Here is a 19785-nt window from a genome sequence, read left to right as displayed (position 1 = left end):
AAAAAAGAAAAACGAGGTGTGAAGATGATTTACTCAATATAAAAATGGTAATCAAATAAATAATTAAGTGGGGAATATTAGGTATGAATTTAAGTAAAGAATACTTAAGGATGATGTTAATAACCATTTTAAGTATTTCTATTATAATGTCTACAATATATATTGCGCAGGGGAGCTCGAATTTTTCAAATCAAGCTTATACAAATGTCTCAAGCACCAGTAATGCAGGAAAGCTAAACGAGACCATATCAAATGTTTTATATGAGCCTCAAGCCCTCGCCAAGGGGGAGTTTGATAAATTCAGCTTGACGCCAGGCCAAAAGAAACTTAGCACGGATCTCTTAGAGCTTATCAATAGTGACTTTATCCCTCCAGGCCAGAGCCGCGAGGATATTCGTGCTAACATGATGCGATTAAACCAGCTTTCGGTCGTGCCCGGAGCTACTATTCAATCAAGTAATGATACTTTATCAAACGATCTTGTATATGTATATGTCTATCTTAATCCATCATTCAATACTAGTATAGTAGATGCATATGCGTGGAACGTCACCGATAGGGATGAGACGAATCATATAGCCGTAGCATGGGTAGAGGTCAAAAAACTTGAGACTTTAGCGTCGCTGGATGGGGTACGCAGCATTCAAACAGTTATGCCTCCCATAGTAAATTCTGGATCAGTGACCACACAAGGTGATTCTATATTACATTCATCAGATTTGCGATCTAAGCTAAATGCAACAGGTAAAGGGGTCAAAGTTGGCATTATCTCTGATGGAGTTGATCATTATGCTAATGCTGTAGCCACAGGCGATTTGCCTTCCAATCTTCATATCCTGAGCAATACTATAGGTGGCGATGAGGGCACGGCTATGCTTGAGATAGTTCATGATATGGCACCTGATGCAGAGTTATATTTTCATGATTATGGTAGTAACACGGTTGCATTTAATAACGCGGTCGATGAGCTTGTCAATAATGGATGTACTATAATATGTGATGACATCGCATGGTTAGGTGAGCCTTACTTCCAGGACGGAACTATTGCAACTTATATAAACAATATAGTCAACAACAATCATATAATATATGTGAAATCGGCCGGTAATTATGCTCAGGGGCATTACCAAGGCATGTACTATAATGATGGCTATAATTTTAATGACTTTAGCCACGGAACATCAACAACAAATAAATACATGTATTACGATGTCCCTAAAGGCGGGACAATAGAAGTATTCCTCGAGTGGAATGACCCTTGGGGCGCATCAAGCAACGATTACGACCTATTATTATATGATTACACTGGTGGCGTATACCATGGATATCCTATAGCTTATAGTATTAATGTACAAAGCGGCACCCAAAACCCTATAGAATACATTACATGGACTAATACTCTTGATTATAATGCGAGGCTTGAGCTCGACATTGAAAATAATTATGGGGCAGCACAGACTAAAATGCTGGAAGTATACACCTTCATAGGTAGGAACTATGTTGAATCTTATAATACGAATACTGCTGACTCAATATTCGGGCATGCCGCCGTCCCTGGCGTCATATCAGTAGGCGCAATCCCAGCATCCAATCCTAATAGTATTGAGTCCTTCTCAAGCCAGGGCCCGGTTACAATAACTTACCCCAGCCAACAAAGACAAAAACCTGATATTTGTGGTATCGATGGAGTGAGCGTGACGGGATCTGGCGGATTCTCAAATCCATTCTATGGCACGAGCGCCGCCGCTCCGCATGTGGCTGCAATTGCAGCTCAGCTCTGGAGCCTTTACCCGACGAAGAGCAATACAGAAATTAAAAATTTAATCTATAATAGTGCCGTCGACCTAGGAACGTCTGGATATGATAATATCTATGGCTACGGGCGCGCCGATGCCTGGAAGGCTGCAGTATTAGTAGCGGCCCCAAGCTCTTATGTCCAAACCAACACCATACCGTCTACGATGGAAGCCGGAAAATCCTACAATGTATCCATAACAATGAAGAATACTGGCAACATACCCTGGACGTATGCAAACGGCATAAGGTTGGGCGGAGTGGGCGACGGTAGCGGTGACGCCGCAAAGTTCGGCAGCGCCAGGTTCGACCTGGTGCCATATGCCGTCGTACAGCCTAACCAGTTCTACACGTGGAATTTCACGATGACTGCTCCTTCCACTCCAGGTATATACAAGCCGCAGTACCAGATGGTATGGGAAAATTACCAGTGGTTCGGACCGATGGTCAATAACACGATAAACGTCATATATTCGCCAAATTCCACGGTTATAGCTTCGAATATGAATGACACGATGATCGCAGGTTATAGTTACCCTGTATCTATAACCATGAAAAACACTGGCAATATGCCTTGGTCTTCGAACAATGGGGTTTATCTCGGAGCCGTAGGAGACGGTAGCAGTGACGCGGCGAAGTTCTCTCCCATCAGGATTGCCATGTCGCCCAGTGCTAACGTATTGCCTGGCCAGAATTACACCTGGAATTTCAATGTAACTGCGCCTGCCGCTGGCACTTATAAACCGAAGTACCAGCTTGTATGGGAAGGCCACCAATGGTTTGGCGAAATGACTAACAAAACTGTCACATCAATGTGGCCGGGAGCTATTGTAGTAAGTAACACGATCCCTGATACAATGTTAGCAACGAAATCCTATAATGTCTCGGTGACCGTGAAAAATACTGGTAATATGCCATGGACTTATGGTAGTATGAATCTGGGTGGTGTGGGGGATGGTAGTGGAGATGCAAGTAAGTTTGGCTCTACCAGGTTTTCGCTGCCTTCAGGTACGACGATACAGCCTGACCAGTCATATACGTTTAACTTCACAATGACCGCCCCTAGTACGGCTGGTACGTATCACCCGACTTATCAGATGGTATGGGAATACCATGCATGGTATGGCGACACATTAACAAAGAGCATAAACGTGATTTATGTTCCGGATGCGCAGCTTGTTTCAGCTTCTATACCAGCGCCGATCATATCAGGTCAGCAAGCTACCGCTTCTATCACGATGAAAAATACGGGTAACGTTCCATGGTCTGAGTCCACTCAGTTCAGACTGGGCGCCGTTGGCGACGGCAGCGGCGATGCATCAAAGTCCGCTCCAATCAGAATCGCTATTTCACCTGATAGAATAGGGCGTCCAGGCGAGACATACACATGGAATTTCAATGTAACAGCGCCCGCGGCGGGCACTTATCCCCCCGCCTACCAGATGGTATGGGAAGGCCACCAATGGTTCGGTGAAGTAGCCAATAATACAGTCGTATCGATGTGGCCTAATGCCGCTATGGTTAATAGTAATATCCCAGTTAACATGTACACTGGCCAACAATATCCTGTCTTTGTGACTGTGAAAAATACTGGTAATATGCCATGGACTTATAATGATATGAATCTTGGTGGTGTGGGCGACGGCAGTGGGGATGCGAGCAAGTTTGGCCCTATCAGGTTTTCGCTACCCCCAGGTACGACGATACAGCCTGGCCAAACATATACCTTTAACTTCACAATGACCGCACCCAATACCGCTGGCACGTATAACCCCGCCTACCAGATGGTATGGGAACACCATGCATGGTATGGCGACACATTAACAAAGAGCATAAACGTGATTCAACCCACGCCTGACTCCATGTTTATATCCTATAACTTGCCTGATAGCCTTGAGTCTGGTCAGTCGTACATTGCTTCGGTCACGATGAAGAACACGGGTAATTACCCGTGGTCCGAGGATAGCCGGATCCGTTTGGGTGCTGTGGGCGACGGCAGTGGGGATGCGAGCAAGTTTGGCCCTATCAGGTTTTCGCTACCCCCAGGTACGACGATACAGCCTGGCCAAACATATACCTTTAACTTCACAATGACAGCCCCTTCCACACCAGGCACATATAAACCACAATATCAGATGGTATGGGAAGGGAAGCAGTGGTTCGGTGGAATAGCTACGAAGACTATAACAGTACCTGTGCTTGCTAATGCCCAGGTAATATCTATTGACATACCGGACTCGATGGTTGAAGGTCAGCAAGCTACCGCTTCTATCACGATGAAAAATACGGGTAACGTTCCATGGTCTGAGTCCACTCAGTTCAGACTGGGCGCCGTTGGCGACGGCAGCGGCGATGCATCAAAGTTCGCTCCAATCAGAATCGCTATTTCACCTGATAGAATAGTGCGTCCAGGCGAGACATACACATGGAATTTCAATGTAACAGCGCCCGCAGCGGGCACTTATCACCCCGCCTACCAGATGGTATGGGAAGGCCACCAATGGTTCGGCGAAATCTATAGTGTGAACGTGAACGTTATCTAAACAGGGAGCTATTCCCTTCCTTTTTCTTTTTTTAATACATTTTTAAAGTTGCCTTCAACGGCAAATATGGAATACTTAATGTAGATATCGTTTATACTAATAATTAGGGTGTTGTAAAATTGTTTCGGAGCGCTTGAATGCCTTTTTATTTTTACTTGTTTTCCATGCAGGCTGCATGTCGGAATTTTTCTACCGTAAGATGCTATTAAGGTAGTGTTAATTATTTGCTCTAATTATATTATTGCCATGTATTCATATATTGTATTAGGGGTTGGCAAAGATATGAATACATAGTTAATGGATATCCTGCTTTTGTTCATTAAGTATTTTGGGCAGGATGATGACGGCATTAAGAATGTTTTTGCCTGGGTCTACAATTCTATCATGTAGGTGGAGGCGGAGGGGGGCTCAAGCCGGATGGGCTGCTTATGAGAGGAGTGACGGTCGTAGGTTGCATCGTAATGGCTATAAGCAGCGGGGGTTGACCGCTTTGTATGGGGAGTAGGGAAGAAGCCCCAGTTCCGGGAGGAGGATTTTAAAACAGTGGTGTTCGAGTTTATTCGCGGGTCGAGAAAGCGGTGCTAGGCCTTGTTGGAGAATCCTGCCTATAAGGAATCAGTACCAGGAGATAGAAGACGTTCTCAACTGGGTATTGATGGGTTCTCTGCGAGCGTGTCGAAGACTAGCAAGGAGCTGGACGGGCAGGTAGGCGAATTCCTCAGTATGCCGTTGGGCAGGACCGTGTATGTACGTTTACGCAGTGTATTTCCACGTCCTGGTGGGGCCAAGTATGTTAGCAAGGCGTTGTTGATCGCGGTCGGCGTTGGCATGGACGGGTACAGGCGGGTGCTCAGGGCCAGGGCCTGCGAATCAGAAAGCGAGGAGTTCTGGACAATGCTGTTCGAGGATTTGAAAAGATGAGGCCTGTAAGGCGTCCTCTTGGCTATTAGCGACGGCCACCGGGGCATAAAGAAGGCCGTAGAGAACTGCTTCCCCGGTTGTTCATGGCAGTACTGCCAGGTGCACTTCGTGAGGAACGTGCTGAAAAAGATACCCAAAAGAGGCGGAAAGAGATAGCAGAACGGACTAGGGGTTGCAGGGAAGACCCCAATGCAATGATGACCTTATCAAAACAACTACTAGGGATGGGCTTTCCGAGGCAGCGAGGATGATAGACCAGCATTACAAGGGACCTGTTCAACTACATGGCCTTTCCAAAACACCATTAGAGTAAGATCAGGACCACCAACCTCCTCGAGAACACGAATCATAAGCTTAAACAACGAGGCAAAGTGTCTAGAGCCTTCCCCAACGACACATACTAGCTCGCCGGTACCTTGCTCATGGACCGCGATGAAAAATGGAAAACAAAGTACAAGCTTATACCTGGAAGAAAATCCAATTGATACAGGGCTAATAATATAAATTACAACAAAATATTAACGCTGCCCTGGCCTGCATCTATGATGCTTCTATACAATTCAGTCCACGTTCCATGGTTAGGCCTTATCCAAATAATTATTTATTCTTCGCAGTAAACCTTGTCATCTTATCCTTTATGCTATACACCTTTGATCAGGCCATCAGCAAAAATTTTTGTTTGAGAAAATAGAGGAAAGACAACGGTAGAATCAATTAATACCATTGATCTCCATGCTAATAAAAGGACTTCAAGTCTGTTCCGAACTGTAGAAATTCAAGTACCATCGAACGGATGCCTGGATGCCATCCTTGATGTTCACAGTCGGCCTATACCCTAACTTTTTGTTGGCTTTAGAAATATCGGCAACGAACTTCACTACCTCGCCAGTCCTATTTTCTTTCACAAAGATCATGTTATCGCTACCCATAACATTCTGAATTATTTTCGCTACGTCTATGATTTTAATACCCGTATTCGAGGCGATGTTATATACGTCGTTCTTTGTTTGGTCGAATTTTTCGATGCAGCTGATCACGCCGTTCACCGTATCATCGATATATGTGAAATCAAGTAGCTTATCTGCGCCATATACTTCGAGATCCTTCTTCTCTTTGGTCAGCTTGATGAATAATGGTATGACACGATTGCTATCATCGTACATTCCATAAACATTAGAAAATCTTAGTATAATAAAATCGATATCAAAGCAACGATGATATGAGCGCACCAGCGCTTCGCCGGCGATCTTAGAAGCACTATATGGGCTCTCGCTTCGGTCGAAGGATGCATCATCCTCTTTATAGATGATCTTGTCTGAATTACCATATACCTCTCGACTCGATGAGAAAATGAATTTTTTAATCTTGTTAATACGGCAATATTCCAAGACGTTGAAAATCATATCGATGTTATCTCTAGCTAAGGATGGATCGAGGACAAGGTCATATACTCTCGCGTTTGCAGCCAAGTGTATTACTAGGTCGATGTCCTTTGGCAATTTTGCGATGTCTTCCTTCCTTCTCAAATCGACAATCGTCGTAAGATTATCAATCTCCCGGTTCCATTTGTTAGGCTTTATGTCAGCACCACAAACTTCATATCCACACGATAGTAACTTTTCGCAGAGTCGTGTCCCTATCGTGCCATTGCTTCCAGTTACCAAGATCTTTTTTATCACATAATCACCTAGTCATAAACATATTCTCTTATATAGGTCGAATTTTTAACTTTTCGTTTTTACCAACGGAGTGTTCAACATTAACAGGCTCTCACCATATTTATAGTAAGCTTTCGATCCCATTTTCCCGAGCGCCACGCGTTCTTTTTCGTGATCAACTATGTATTCGAGGCAAGCTTCTGCTTCCAGAGCATCACAATAGTATAATCCACAGTTCATGCTCTTACATAAGGCTTTGAGTTCGCTGTTGGCACAGGGAACAAGCAATGGAATACCATCCTTAAGGCTTGCTATAATCGTCTTTCTATTTGCGTCTTTACTAACGACCCATAGCAATTTTACATATTTAAATTGTCCGTCTCGGAGCCAATCGCTCATAATAAAATAATATTTGCTCTCTCGCCTATTGTTATGAAAGCTAAGCATTGCCATGGTACAGCAAGAGTTCATCTCACTACCTGTACAAGCGATCAGTATATCCTTAGGAAGCATTTTCTGCATATCGGGCGATATTCCTTCATAAACCCGTAAAATTTCTTTCACTTGTCTTTCAAGCGTATTGCTCTCAATCTTTTTATAAGCGTTATCGCCGAATGTCTTAACAAGATCAGGGTGCAATATGAATTCAGACATTTTAGCTGCTAACTCTCTCGAATTACCAGGCTCAAACATATAACCGGTCTTTCTCTCGTCAACGAGCTCAGGGATACCACCGATGCGTGAAGCTATCACCGCTGTCCTTGATGCCATAGCCTCCGTGATTGTGACTGGCTGGTTTTCAGGCCATATAGAAGGTAGGATCAAGACATCCGTCTCACGTAAGACTCTCTCAACATCGTTGATCTTACCCCAGAACCTAACGATGCCATCTAGGCCAGCGGACTTTACCATCTGCTTAAACTCACTAAGGAGGTCGCCCTCGCCTACGATGTTTACGATTATCTGACCCTTCGCGTTGATGTGCTTAAGAGCATTCAATAATATATGGACACCCTTATGCTTGCCTATATATCCTATGAATGTAAACCGCATAAATCCATTATTCGGTATCTTTTGTATACCGGAGAACCGCTCGATATCAATGCCATACCATATGATATGGAATTTCTCCCGTGGAAAGCCGGCTTTGATATACGCGTTGGCGAGATACTGGCTTGGCGAGATGAAGGCGTCAACGTAACGCATTTGCATGGCAATGTAGTCGCTTCGCATCAATATCGGAAGGTTTTTTCCCATTTCATCTTGAATATATGGCATGCACTCCTTGCATTCCGTAAAGCTTGTACAAATCTCGCTATCACGTCGGATAATTGTGTTTTTAAAACAAAATCCCCAGTGGTCATGAAGTGTAACGACAGTCCTCGCACCATTCATTTTGGCCAAACTGATCAAGCCCACAGACAGGCCGATAAGGTTATGAAAATGTACAATGTCGGGCGAAAGGCTATCTAGTAATTCGCAAAAGCGGTCTTCTACGGCTCGATGTGTAAAATTTATACAATTTGAAGCATAATCCTCCGGAGTCAACTTTATCCTGTATACTGTCAGGCCCTCATACATTTCTATTCTTAATGCATGCCTTTCTCCGGGAGCATGTTGATCACCCGCAAAGACTATGACCTCATTTCCAAGTTTAGCCAGCATTTTCGCTTGCTGGTGTGCAATGAGTTCTGCCCCGCCTATAAAGTTTGGGGGGTATACATTACTACAAATGATGATTTTTTTTCCCATACTCATTAACCCTGATTATTTAGCACTCGTATATATTCCTCATTAAAGGTCCTTTTCGGATATTTGGCTTTAGATATACTAGAGCCAGGCCTCCATGTATCCGTCTATCAAAGGTTGGTATAAAGTCAAGATCGACGAGGTACACATATGGTGAACCATTCCAATTCATATTAATCAGCTCTTTCCTCACATCCATGTTATAGCTATCATTCACTAGCACTATCAGGGGCTTTTTCGGGACGAATGTGAGTACGCTGTTTAAGTTGGCCTTGACCTCTTCCCCACACCGGCATCCATTGATTAATATAAGGTCTACGCCAATTCCAAAATGATCTAATTCTGTTAGTAATATAGATAGTGCATAAGATGGTGGTCCGCTCACGAATGTCACGTTCTTCGGGTATTTTAAGTTATCGGGGACCTCGGGGCCGTTATTTATCGAAAATACAATTTTAGAATGCTGTGAGATGAGCAAAAGGCTTTCATCATTATACGGTCCAACCTCTATGCAGCATAATGGCGTTAGTATCGACAAGATAGATGCTAAGGCTAAGCGCTCTGGATGGTCCATCCATAATCTATCGCACTTATAGTCTGGATATGGGATTTTTTCTAAGTCATTTTCGCTTGGTTGAGATTGTACGGTGCTTTCCCGACTAAGAATCGATAAAAATTCGAGCGTATAATCATTCCATGAGCGTATCTTTCGTTCGATCGCCTGCTTAGATAATCTGGCTAATAATCCCCTATCTGTCGCCAGCCTATATATCGCATTGGCCAATGCCTTTTCATCATGGACATTCGTCGTGAGGCAACCGCCTTCGGAGGCTAGTTCTGCCATCACGCCGTCGCTAGAGCAGATGCACGGTTTTCCATGCCATATGCTTTCTAATATAGGCATGCCGAACCCCTCAATTATTGACGGATATACGGTAAAGGCAGCCTTCATATATAATCTATGTAATGTATTATCATCGACAACGCCCAACCATTTAATGCGGTTGTGTCTAGATGATATAGATTCGACATAATCAGCAATATCCTGCGACCCTGCAGAGCGGTTACCAACCAGTGTTAAGCTCCAATCTAACTCTGGATGCTCCTTTTCCATGAGCAGGCAAGCTTCCAGGAGCTTACGGTGATTTTTCCGTGGCTCTAGCGTCGATACGCACAGAATATCTATCTTTTCAGGCTTTTGAGGCTCATTTATCCTAGGATAGCCACCGAATTCACCTGGAAGTATATTTGGATATACTTTAGTGCCAGTAATATGGTTATTATGCCAGTAACGCTCGAGGCATTCAGCTGAGAACTTCGATATGGGGATGACTACATCACATTCCGCCAGCCCTTTCATATAATTAGCATGATTATTCTTAATCATCATGTCCTTGCACATCTCGGGGTTTATAATAGGTATGGCATCATAAAAAATCGCGGCCAAGTGAATGCCATTTTGCCTAGCGTACCGGCGGACAATACGAGCATGCGTCTCATCAACTGTTTCAGTGAACAACAGCCATGCCGGGTCGTTGCTTGTTATAGGTAAATAGTCTTGTAAGGTTATCCTGTATCCGTCATGGGATATACGACGCTCATCTGTGATGATTGGCCCGTTGAATTGTCCCAGCTGTTCGTATTCGCACCTTGTGGGCAATACATAGCCTTGGATGGCCTCATCCCAGATAACGAAAATCGGATCTATGTAGCGTTGCAATTCCCTGCTCAAGCGGCGTGTGACGCGGATCACACCGGAATTAGCAGGGTCTTTCGAAGCGTTGGTCACGTCGATGATAAGTCGTAATGGTTTTACCACATGATGATCGACATTATCATTTAGCAGCTTTTCAAAAAGGTCGCTATATTCTTTGATAGCCCGGCTCCACGTAAAATACGAGTGGAACTTCTCCAGCGACCGCTTATTAGCATCCTCATCGAGACCGTCGCCACTGAGTATCTTGATCGCCTTTTCAGCCATCTCGTCGTTATTCTCACATAAGTACCAAGGATGCACGATGACCTCCGGGTGGGCACCAATATTAAATGCAAGAACAGGCTGGTTAAGCCACTGCATCTCTCCTAGAGGTAGGTTAAAACCTTCCCACCGGGAAACTGAGAGCCCGAGGTCGACCTGTGTCATGATCTTTTTTAGCCCGCTATCGTCGGGGAATCCGATTGGTATGATACATTCTTGCATGCCATTGGGCAGAGTAACGTCTTCCGGATTTGCCAATACCACCATGACACATTCTGGTATGACCTTCAAAATCTTTGGCATGATATCAAAAGCGGCTTCTACGTTCTTATAGCAATTGATTTCCCATCTGCCCAATAGAAGGATCACTTTTTTTCCTTCCGCTTTTAGTGCATTAACTTTATTGAGCGCCTGCTCGGTCTGTCTATTCATATGCAGACTTTCAGCTTTCCACAAGCCCATATCTAAATGGTCCACACCATTCAATATATGGCATATTAGCGCGCCTTTTCCAGTTCCATACGGAAGACTCTGAGACCTAACTATGAAATCGCTAACCCCTACGATGGCTGTAGAATCACCCAGATATTGCTTTTTGAGCATTTTTAGCTTATTGAGCGCAATAAGCTGGCTACCTGAGTATCCTGATAGTGGAACAATGCCATGATCGGAAAAGACCACTCTACAACCCTTCTCGCGGAAAAATGGTATAGCTTTAAGGAATGGCCACCCGCCAACCACCACAATATCGGGTCGGTCATCTGAGCTAAAAATTTTTTGCCAATTATTTTTCAACCATTCTAGCGTAAACTCGTTCTGAGCTAAGAAATCGTTGCCAGCAGGAACTTCTATGATCCGAGATGCTATGGGGCGTAGTATCTCACGGTCAAATCGGTTACCCATGAAATATATAGTATGGCCCTTTTCCTTTAGTCCTTTTCCTAGTATGATCAATACCCGGTCGACGCCATAGCGAAACAGGAATCTTTCATGACAAATGAGTATTTTTATCGCCAATTCCTCCGCAGGTCATTTCTTGCCGATAACCGAGTAATCCTGGTACCCAAAGAGCATATCATTCAGCCTGTCAATATTCTGGTTATAGATCGTAAATGCCTTTTGCTCATTTTCATTAAGCCCCGAGCCTATATCTATCTTTTTTAGCCTGAATCGGTCTTCGACAGGGGCGGTAAACTTCACTTCCAATTCCCTGAAGCCCGCCATTGAAAATAAGAACCTTAGCGTTTCCGGGTGAACAGGGCGCTTATGCGTCATATCGATGTAAAAGTTTGCAAATGAAGTCAGAGAAAGGGGGTTCACGGTTTCGGCGCAGAGATAGTATCCGAACTTAAGCTTATCAAAGCATAGCTTTAGCATCCTAATTAAATATTCAGGCTCAAGGTGCTCTATAACCTGGTCAATGAAGATACCATCCAGGCTTTTATCTTCAATCCGCTCCAAATATGCTATAGCATCAATCTTTTCGACATCAAGCCCTTTCGACTGGCAATAATCGATCATGTCGTCGTCGATATCGATACCTCGGGCCACGATTCCATTCTCTCGCATCATTTCTAAAAATTCGCCCCTGCCACAGCCGATGTCTAGGACGTTCTTGCAGCCTTTATAATAAGGCAGGAAAATTGCTTGCTTTTGTTTGATATCATTCGACGAGCCTCTAAACCGCTCCTCGAAGACAAAATAGTTTATGTCTTTAATCGATTCTCCTTTCCCTGCTGTACTAGAGACTTCGAGCCGATCATTTATCCTTCGTTCCAATAATCCGGCAAGCCATGCCTTATTTTCGATATCCTTATTTATGTCGGACAGCACCTCCTTTACCTTTATATTCGCATCGTTGGAAACTTCTACCTTTAATTTTCCAATGCGATCCTCTATCAAAGACTCGGTCTCGAACTTCAGCGCTTCGATGCTCGTCATCATTTTTTCATTTGCTGCACTAATATTTGCAGTTGTCTGTTCATTTAAGGCTTTGATACTCGCCAGCGTTTGCTCGTTTATAGCCTGTATGTCAGCCTTTATCTGAGATTTTATCTCATTCTTAATCTCATCCGTCCGAGAATCTATGATAACGGCTATATTGTCCATCGTCTGGCGAGCCAGGTTTATGCGCTCTTTATTGAGATCGACAATTGCGTTGGCCACATGGGAATTGAAATCGTTTTGCCTAGAAATGATTGGATCCATATACCTCTTGATTTCCCCAAGTACCAGTTCTCTGCCTTTGATAAGCACGGGCCCCACAAATTTTCTATGGGATGATATCTTGTAATCATTATTATGAATATACCAGTTATTTCGGATATATGCTAGATCGGCGTTTTCGGGCACAGAGTCAATGCAAGCGGCCCCACGAGGCTCTAAAGTATTTTGGGCGAGCGCCATTTTCTTATACACGTTCTCTTTTATCTTTTTCATGATCTCTTCAACATTTATCTCTTCGGTTTCAAGATTGTTGCCCATATATCCATTCACTCCTCAGATCTAAGATTCCATTAACTCTATTTGTGCTAACCACGATGAAAGAGTATTTTTTATCATGCCAATCATATGGTACGTGGTCTTTCGCGTGGGCTGCTACTGTCAGCAGGAATTTTCCTGTTAACAGCGAGAGCGACGGGATGGCGATATCAATAATACCATTTCCCCATATGGTTCCGAGGGATAATCCTTGGATATCTGTATTCGTGCCGTAACATAAAATATTACTATCGTTATAAATAGCAATGCCAAATACCGGATCATCGATTGGATCCTTTGCATTGAACGAGATGCGGATCCTCATCGGGTCTCCGCTATTGAACTTATCGTTCTCGCCACCGTATTTATCCATTAGCTGGACTGCAGTGATAACGACTTTTTGATTTCCCCATCTGTCTTTTTTTTCCAATTTTTGATTAATATCCTGTGACTTAGACATTTCATCGCTTTGTTGCATATCACATTTTTGGATGTTGGGTTTCGCTTCCGATTTATCAACACCATACACGTACCGATCAATGACGTCGCCAGTCTTCCCGTAAGCCAGCATTTCACCATTCTTCATCAATATCGTCTTATCGCAGAACCGCCTCACGGCCCCAAGATCATGTGACACAAACAGCATTGTGACGCCCTTCTTCTTATACTCCGTAAAAACGTCGAGACATTTCTGCTGGAAGTCAATATCCCCAACTGCTAGCACTTCATCCACCAGCAAAATGTCCGGCTCTTTCTGAATGGCGGTGGCGAACGCAAGCCTCACCTGCATCCCATTCGAAAAGTTCTTAAGCTTCGTATCCCGAAACTTTGTCAGCCCTGCAAACTCCAGCACATTATCGATATTCTTTGCAATCTCCTTCTCGGAGAGTCCCATGATGGTGCTGTACACCTCGATGTTCTCCCTCGCCGTCAGGTCGGGCTGAAATCCAACGCCAAGCTCCAGAAAAGGTGTAATGCGGCCATTCACTTCCACGCTCCCTCTCGTGGGCTTCAATATTCTAGAGATGATCTTGAGTAAAGTGCTCTTTCCGCTCCCGTTGTCCCCGATAATGCCGATGGACTCGCCTTTTTCCACGGTAAAGCTGATATCCTTGAGCGCGGTGAAAGTCTCATAGATGGAGGGCCTGAAGACGCCCTTGATGTTCTCAAAGAGAGTCGTCTTCCGCTCGTGGGGGATGATGAACTCCTTGGTGACGTTTTTTACGATGATAGCGGGCTTTTCTGAACTCGCATTTTTCTTTAACATGGCCTGCTTCTGGAACAAGGCTATACCTCCTCCCCAAACCTGGGCTCAAGCCTACTGAAAATGAACACTCCTATAGCCATCATAACAAGTGCGAAGGCTGTCGCATACGCCATGTCATTTAGAATAGGGGCTGGCCTATTAATAAAGATATATCGCATCGAGTCAAGGATGGCGGTCATAGGGTTAAGCTGCAATACCCACGCATGTGGGATTCCATTGAACAAGTCAAGCGAGTACATGATGGGAGTTAAAAAGAACCCCGCCTGCATGACGACCGGCCATATCCACTGCACGTCCCGCCATATCACGTTTAATGATGATATCGCCAGAGAGACGCCCAGAGCTAGCATAAATTCGATCAATAACACGATGGGGAAGAATATGACCAGCCACGTTGGGAGCACGCCGAAGGCCAGCATGAAAAAGCCGAACACGATGAACTCGATTAGCGACATCATAAGCGCAGTCAGGCAAGCGCTAATTACCAGCACTTCTCTGGGAAAGTATATCTTTTTTACCAATTGTGGCTTTCCCACGACGCTGCCGAGGCTGAACCCGGTGGCCTTATCAAAAAAGCCCCATCCAATGATGCCCAATAATAGGAAAAGCGGATAATGCTCGATGGAGCGGTTAAGCATCAATCCCGTGAATACAATAAGTAACACGAGAAACATCATGAGCGGCTGCAGGAGCGACCAGAGTATGCCAAGCACTGAGTTCTTATAGCGAACCTTGAGGTCAGTGATGGCAAGCTTTTTTATTAAGCCGCGATATTCCCATATTTCCTTTATACCTACCATGCCGCTCACCTAAAAAAATTAAGAAGTCCTTTGCCAGCCATTTATTAAATCATCTATAGTCGTTATATATTTTTTCCTTACAGCGTCCATAGAATAATGTTCCATGACGTATGCCCTTCCCGCCTCGCCCATACGCTTGCGTAAGCCTGGATCGCCTAACACGGCGTCAAGGGCATCTCTGAACTCTTCATAAGAATTATAGCACATGCCTCCCCTACTTTTTTCGCAATGCCCCTTGAGCACATGGCATTCACCGTTTACCAGCGTAGGAGTACAGCATAGCATTGCTTCTAGCATGGAATATGAAAAGCTCTCGTACCGCGATGGAAGTACAACGGCTATAGCTGCCCTAATGGCACCATACTTATCCTCTTCCGGCATGAATCCGGTGCACACGACGCCATCCTGGCTCACCTTCAAAGGCCCCGAGCCACATAATACGAGCTTTATGTCGTTCTTCCGCTCCATGCGATATCGCTCAAAATAATTTAATAAAACTTGCACATTCTTGAGCTTATCCACCCGTCCAACATACAATATAAACGGGGAAAATATGCCATATTTCTCGCGGAAGCCGTTGGCGAATGCTTCCAATTCTTTAATAGGGGCTCCGATGACCGTCCCCTTCTTTTCTGTGCCAAATATGCCGTCAGTGAGCGCTTTTTCTTCCTCCGTCAGGAAAATCAGCCATTTTGCAGCCCCGAAGATGTCACGATAAATCCTAAAGTGAATGTAAGGCTCGTTATGGGCGGTAGGCAGCAGTATCGCCTTCTCGGCGACATGAGGGAGGCAATAAAAGGTCGTCCCATACAAATAGGTCACGAAGATGAACGTGTCATACTCATTGCGTCGCTCCTTCACATAGTTAATGAGCCCGGATGAGTAGGGACCCTGCATGCGAATCCACACCTTCTCCATCCACTCAAAGTGCGGTACATACATCAATAGCCAATTCCAGTAGCTGAATAAAGCATGTCTGGGCCGGTCCACGGCAAAGCGCCTGACCTTTATGCCATCCTCTATTGTCGCACCCTCAGGAAACTCATTCTTCCAGGTGACGTAATCTTTAGCGCAAGTGGTAAGCACCTCCACGTCATAGACTGTTGAAAGGCATGCTGCGACGTCGGCGGCCAGCGACTCTGAGCCGCCCAGCACTTCTTTGCCATATCTCTGCACCACTATTGCTATCTTACGGGCCATCAGTCGCACCTTTCACGATATCAATAAATTTATAGGCCATGCCCTCTATGGAAAATTTTTCCTCTACCTTTTTCCTCGCCGACATATCCGTATTATCTTCTTTTAGATATTTGATCAGGGCGTCCTTGAACTCTTTCCGGTCGTTAGCAAGCATGCCATGAAACACGACCTCCGGGTGCGAGCAATTATTAAACGCTACCACGGGCTTACCCATATACTGGGCTTCGATGACGGGCCTATCCTGGCCTTCCCACTCAGAGCAAGTGGCATATACGGACGCGTGCTTATAATAGCTCCACACTTCCGGCACGTATCCGAGCATGTGCACGTCGCCTATCTCCGAGGCCAGGGCCTCCAGTCGCTCCTTATACCCCGCTTCCTGCGTGCCTATTGTAACTAGATGGACGTCGCCAACCTCCTTTTTCACCTCACGGAATATCTCAAAAAGCGTGTGGACGCCCTTATACCGAGTGTGCCTACCCACATATAGTACATATTTTTTATAAGCCGCCTCCCCGGACGGTTCCTGCACTGGAAATTGAATGCCATAGGGCAGTACCTTCATACGCCCGCCATAGCAGTATTTTCTCTTGAACTCTCTGCCCAGGTAGTCAGATATGGGGAGGACGCACTGCGCTTTGCCTGCAGAAAGGAGCCTGGTCGTATTCACGATGAGCCAAAAGCGTTTTTCCCTTATCCACCGCAACTTCTTGAAAGGTGGCACCCCAGGGTCATGCAGGTAATGAGGTATTCGGGTACGCGATGCGATTAGGTCGAAAGGAGAGTAATGTGTCGATATGAGATCGAAGTGATGCTTATCGAGGTCTTTTGCTGCACCTAAGATGCCATCGCCAAAGCCGATGCGATACTTTAGGACGTCTATTTCATGGAGGTCCATATCGCTATGCATCACTGCTATCGTCACGTTATGGCGTTTGGCAAGCTCACGGGCAAACTGGTATACGGATATGTCGATGCCATTCCCTTTCGCAAGCCTGTACGTTCCTATACAAATGTTAAGCGTCTCCAAAGGCCGTCCCCCGAACGCAGGGCACAGTGTGCATCCCGTGCAGTTCTGAGGCCGTTACGAGCTTATAATATTTATGGTGGCATCTTTCGAGGCGACGGTACGCGTGCCCAGGTATGGATAAACCTGGATACATCGCTTTTGCCTCCGGCCCTCCCGGCCGCCATCGCCGGAAGTCCTTTAAGGGCATCGACCTTTGCTCGAAGCGCAGCTCTACCATGCCCTTTCAACGCGTAGTATGGCAAGACGGCCAGGTTACGGCCTATTGCCCAGATCAAAGAGGTCAAAAGTAATGGTGCAGGGTAATTTTTTATGAAGTTCCAGATGATGTTGCGATTGCCATAATAGACGGACAAGTCAGACATGTACCCAGCAGTGCCGCCGTGGTGATGATATACCACTGCATCGGGCACGTAAAGGCACTTCCAGCCCTTTAAGCGTGCACGGAATGCCAGGTCGACGTCCTCCATATATGCGAAAAAGCTCTCGTCGAATAGCCCCACCTCATCGAGCATGGTTCTCCTGTATAGTGCGGCTCCGGCGCACGGGCCGAATACCTCTTCGATAGAGTCATATTGTCCACGGTCCGGCTCAAACATTCCCCTATCCCAGCTCGCCCCGCTCCTTGAGATGCAGATCCCCGTTGAGTTAATGACCCGGGGGCTATTCATGAAGAGCATCTTAGACGCGCACATGCCCACGTTATCTTCGGATAGCATGACATCGACGAGGGCTTCCAGCCATCGGGGCCGTGCCTCCGTGTCATTATTCAGCGTAGCGATAAACGCGCCTCTGGATGCCGATATGCCCACGTTGTTGGCCTTTGAGAATCCGAAGTTCTCATTATTTGATATGATGTGCACCTCGGGGAATCGACTCTTTACAAACTCTAGCGACCCATCGGTTGAGCCGTTATCGACGAGAATCGTCTCGAAGTGACGGTACGTCTGGGCTTCTACGGATGATAGGCATTTATCTAAAAATCTCTTGCCATTATAATTAACGATGATCACTGATACTAATGGACGGATTTTAGAAAGTGCACCTGGCCCCATCACTTAGTATACATTTATTTTTATAATTATATGGGTTTGTCTATTTATTATCGGAATGCAGGCGTCTTTATGCCAATATTAAATGCCGGGCCTGGAAATAAGAAATGATTTATTTTAAATTATTATAGCCGTGAATCTTGTATGACGCTTTTAATGTTTTTTATAAATACGCTCACGTCGAACTCTTCGGCTCGCTTGATACAGGCTTCCTTGAAACTTGAAGGGTCTTTTGATATTGTCTTTACGGCTTTTATGAGGGCTTCTGGGGTGCATTCGATGAGCAATCCCGTCTCTCCATCTATTATAGACTCGAGGTATCCCCCCTCCCTGGGGGCGATCACGGGCTTGCCGCTCGCCATAGCCTCCACGGCGGTCATGCCAAAATCCTCTTCAACAGCGGTCGAAATCACCCCCCTACACCTTCCATACAAGTCAATCAGCTTCTCCTCAGGCATGTCGCTATAAATGCTCACGTTCGGAGGAAGCATGGCCTTCAAATTTTTGGCATATGCCACCGAGTGGTCCCCGTTTCCACTATTACCGACTATGATTAGGCGCTCGTCAGGCATTCGCTCAAATGCTTTTAATTGTATCTCGATGCGTTTTTCCGGATACAGCCTGTTTACGGACAGCCAAAAGCCGTCATCGCACAGGTAATGAAACCGTGACGTATCACAGGGGGGATATACGACCACAGCCCTACGATTATAATACTTCTCGATGCGTTTTGCTGTGTTATTGCTGGTTGTTGCTATCCTCTCTACGCTTTTTATGGATTTTTTATCAAAGCGACTATGAATTGATGTCCAGATAGCTGCCGCCAGCCTGGCCAGCGGATTCTTCAGCGAATTAATTGTATTACGGCGCTGGTCATAGAAGACCCTTACTGGCGTATAGCAGTACATCAGGTTTGGCCTATGCCTTTTAGCCGCATAGTGTGCCCAGTTTCCGCTGAAAATGTAAAAATCATACTTTCCTCTAAAATCGCATGTGGCGAACTTCAGCGTGGCCTGTATCTGCTTCAGGGGCATGGCCTTTACCAGGGAGCCTAGGCTGAGCACGTTCACGTCGCTAAAGCCCATCTTAGAGATGAGTCCCCGCTCCACGTCAGTCGTTATGACGTCAGCTCCAAGGTGGCGCGCAAGCGTCAGCACGAGCTTCTCCCCTCCACCGATAAAGCTGAAGTAATCGTGAAAGATGGCAACCCTCGTATGGCTCACCTGCCGGACGATGAAAGAACTCCATCGAACGCCATATACCTTTCGCAGTGTAGCTTTCTATCTCAACACGACATAAGGTTTATCTAAGTTAG

The 19785-nt window shown here is 45.4% G+C and carries 11 protein-coding genes and 1 pseudogene; 2 read left to right on the top strand and 10 right to left on the bottom strand.

Annotation, left to right across the window (positions count from 1 at the left end):
- The first annotated feature begins 83 nt into the window (after positions 1-83).
- The gene (locus tag MTC_RS12590; protein WP_014405221.1) at positions 84-4337 is read left to right on the top strand and encodes an NBR1-Ig-like domain-containing protein; all 4254 of its coding nucleotides are present in this window, start codon (positions 84-86) and stop codon (positions 4335-4337) included.
- 672 nt (positions 4338-5009) lie between these two features.
- Positions 5010-5414, top strand: a pseudogene (locus MTC_RS13575) (transposase).
- Between the two features lie 593 nt (positions 5415-6007).
- Here MTC_RS13575 and MTC_RS03115 read toward each other — a convergent pair.
- The 10 genes from MTC_RS03115 to MTC_RS03070 form a co-directional block, all read right to left on the bottom strand.
- On the bottom strand, positions 6008-6937 hold the full coding sequence (locus MTC_RS03115; protein WP_014405219.1) for an NAD-dependent epimerase/dehydratase family protein: 930 nt from the start codon (positions 6935-6937) through the stop codon (positions 6008-6010).
- Between the two features lie 45 nt (positions 6938-6982).
- A complete protein-coding gene (locus MTC_RS03110) occupies positions 6983-8668 on the bottom strand; it encodes a glycosyltransferase family 4 protein (protein ID WP_014405218.1) in 1686 nt (561 codons plus the stop codon).
- A gap of 19 nt (positions 8669-8687) precedes the next feature.
- Positions 8688-11660: a glycosyltransferase gene (locus MTC_RS03105; RefSeq protein WP_014405217.1), complete on the bottom strand. Its 2973-nt coding sequence runs from the start codon at positions 11658-11660 to the stop codon at positions 8688-8690.
- Between the two features lie 12 nt (positions 11661-11672).
- Entirely contained in the window at positions 11673-13127 is a 1455-nt protein-coding gene (locus tag MTC_RS12580; protein WP_014405216.1) for a methionine biosynthesis protein MetW, read from the bottom strand.
- Positions 13111-14409: an ABC transporter ATP-binding protein gene (locus MTC_RS03095; protein WP_014405215.1), complete on the bottom strand. Its 1299-nt coding sequence runs from the start codon at positions 14407-14409 to the stop codon at positions 13111-13113. The genes MTC_RS12580 and MTC_RS03095 overlap by 17 nt, the downstream gene beginning before the upstream one ends.
- A 2-nt stretch (positions 14410-14411) precedes the next feature.
- Positions 14412-15191, bottom strand: coding sequence for an ABC transporter permease (locus MTC_RS03090; protein WP_014405214.1), 780 nt, complete (start codon positions 15189-15191; stop codon positions 14412-14414).
- Between the two features lie 18 nt (positions 15192-15209).
- The gene (locus MTC_RS03085) at positions 15210-16391 is read right to left on the bottom strand and encodes a glycosyltransferase family 4 protein (protein ID WP_014405213.1); all 1182 of its coding nucleotides are present in this window, start codon (positions 16389-16391) and stop codon (positions 15210-15212) included.
- Positions 16381-17421, bottom strand: a complete 1041-nt coding sequence (locus MTC_RS03080; protein WP_014405212.1) for a glycosyltransferase family 4 protein — start codon at positions 17419-17421, stop codon at positions 16381-16383. The genes MTC_RS03085 and MTC_RS03080 overlap by 11 nt, the downstream gene beginning before the upstream one ends.
- Before the next feature lie 71 nt (positions 17422-17492).
- The gene (locus tag MTC_RS03075) at positions 17493-18473 is read right to left on the bottom strand and encodes a glycosyltransferase family 2 protein (protein WP_014405211.1); all 981 of its coding nucleotides are present in this window, start codon (positions 18471-18473) and stop codon (positions 17493-17495) included.
- Positions 18474-18595: 122 nt separating this feature from the next.
- Positions 18596-19693, bottom strand: a complete 1098-nt coding sequence (locus tag MTC_RS03070; RefSeq protein WP_014405210.1) for a glycosyltransferase — start codon at positions 19691-19693, stop codon at positions 18596-18598.
- Positions 19694-19785 lie beyond the last annotated feature (92 nt).

Source organism: Methanocella conradii HZ254 (assembly GCF_000251105.1).
In the GTDB taxonomy this organism is placed as follows: Archaea; Halobacteriota; Methanocellia; order Methanocellales; family Methanocellaceae; genus Methanocella; species Methanocella conradii.
This window is presented reverse-complemented; position numbering and strand designations above follow the sequence as displayed.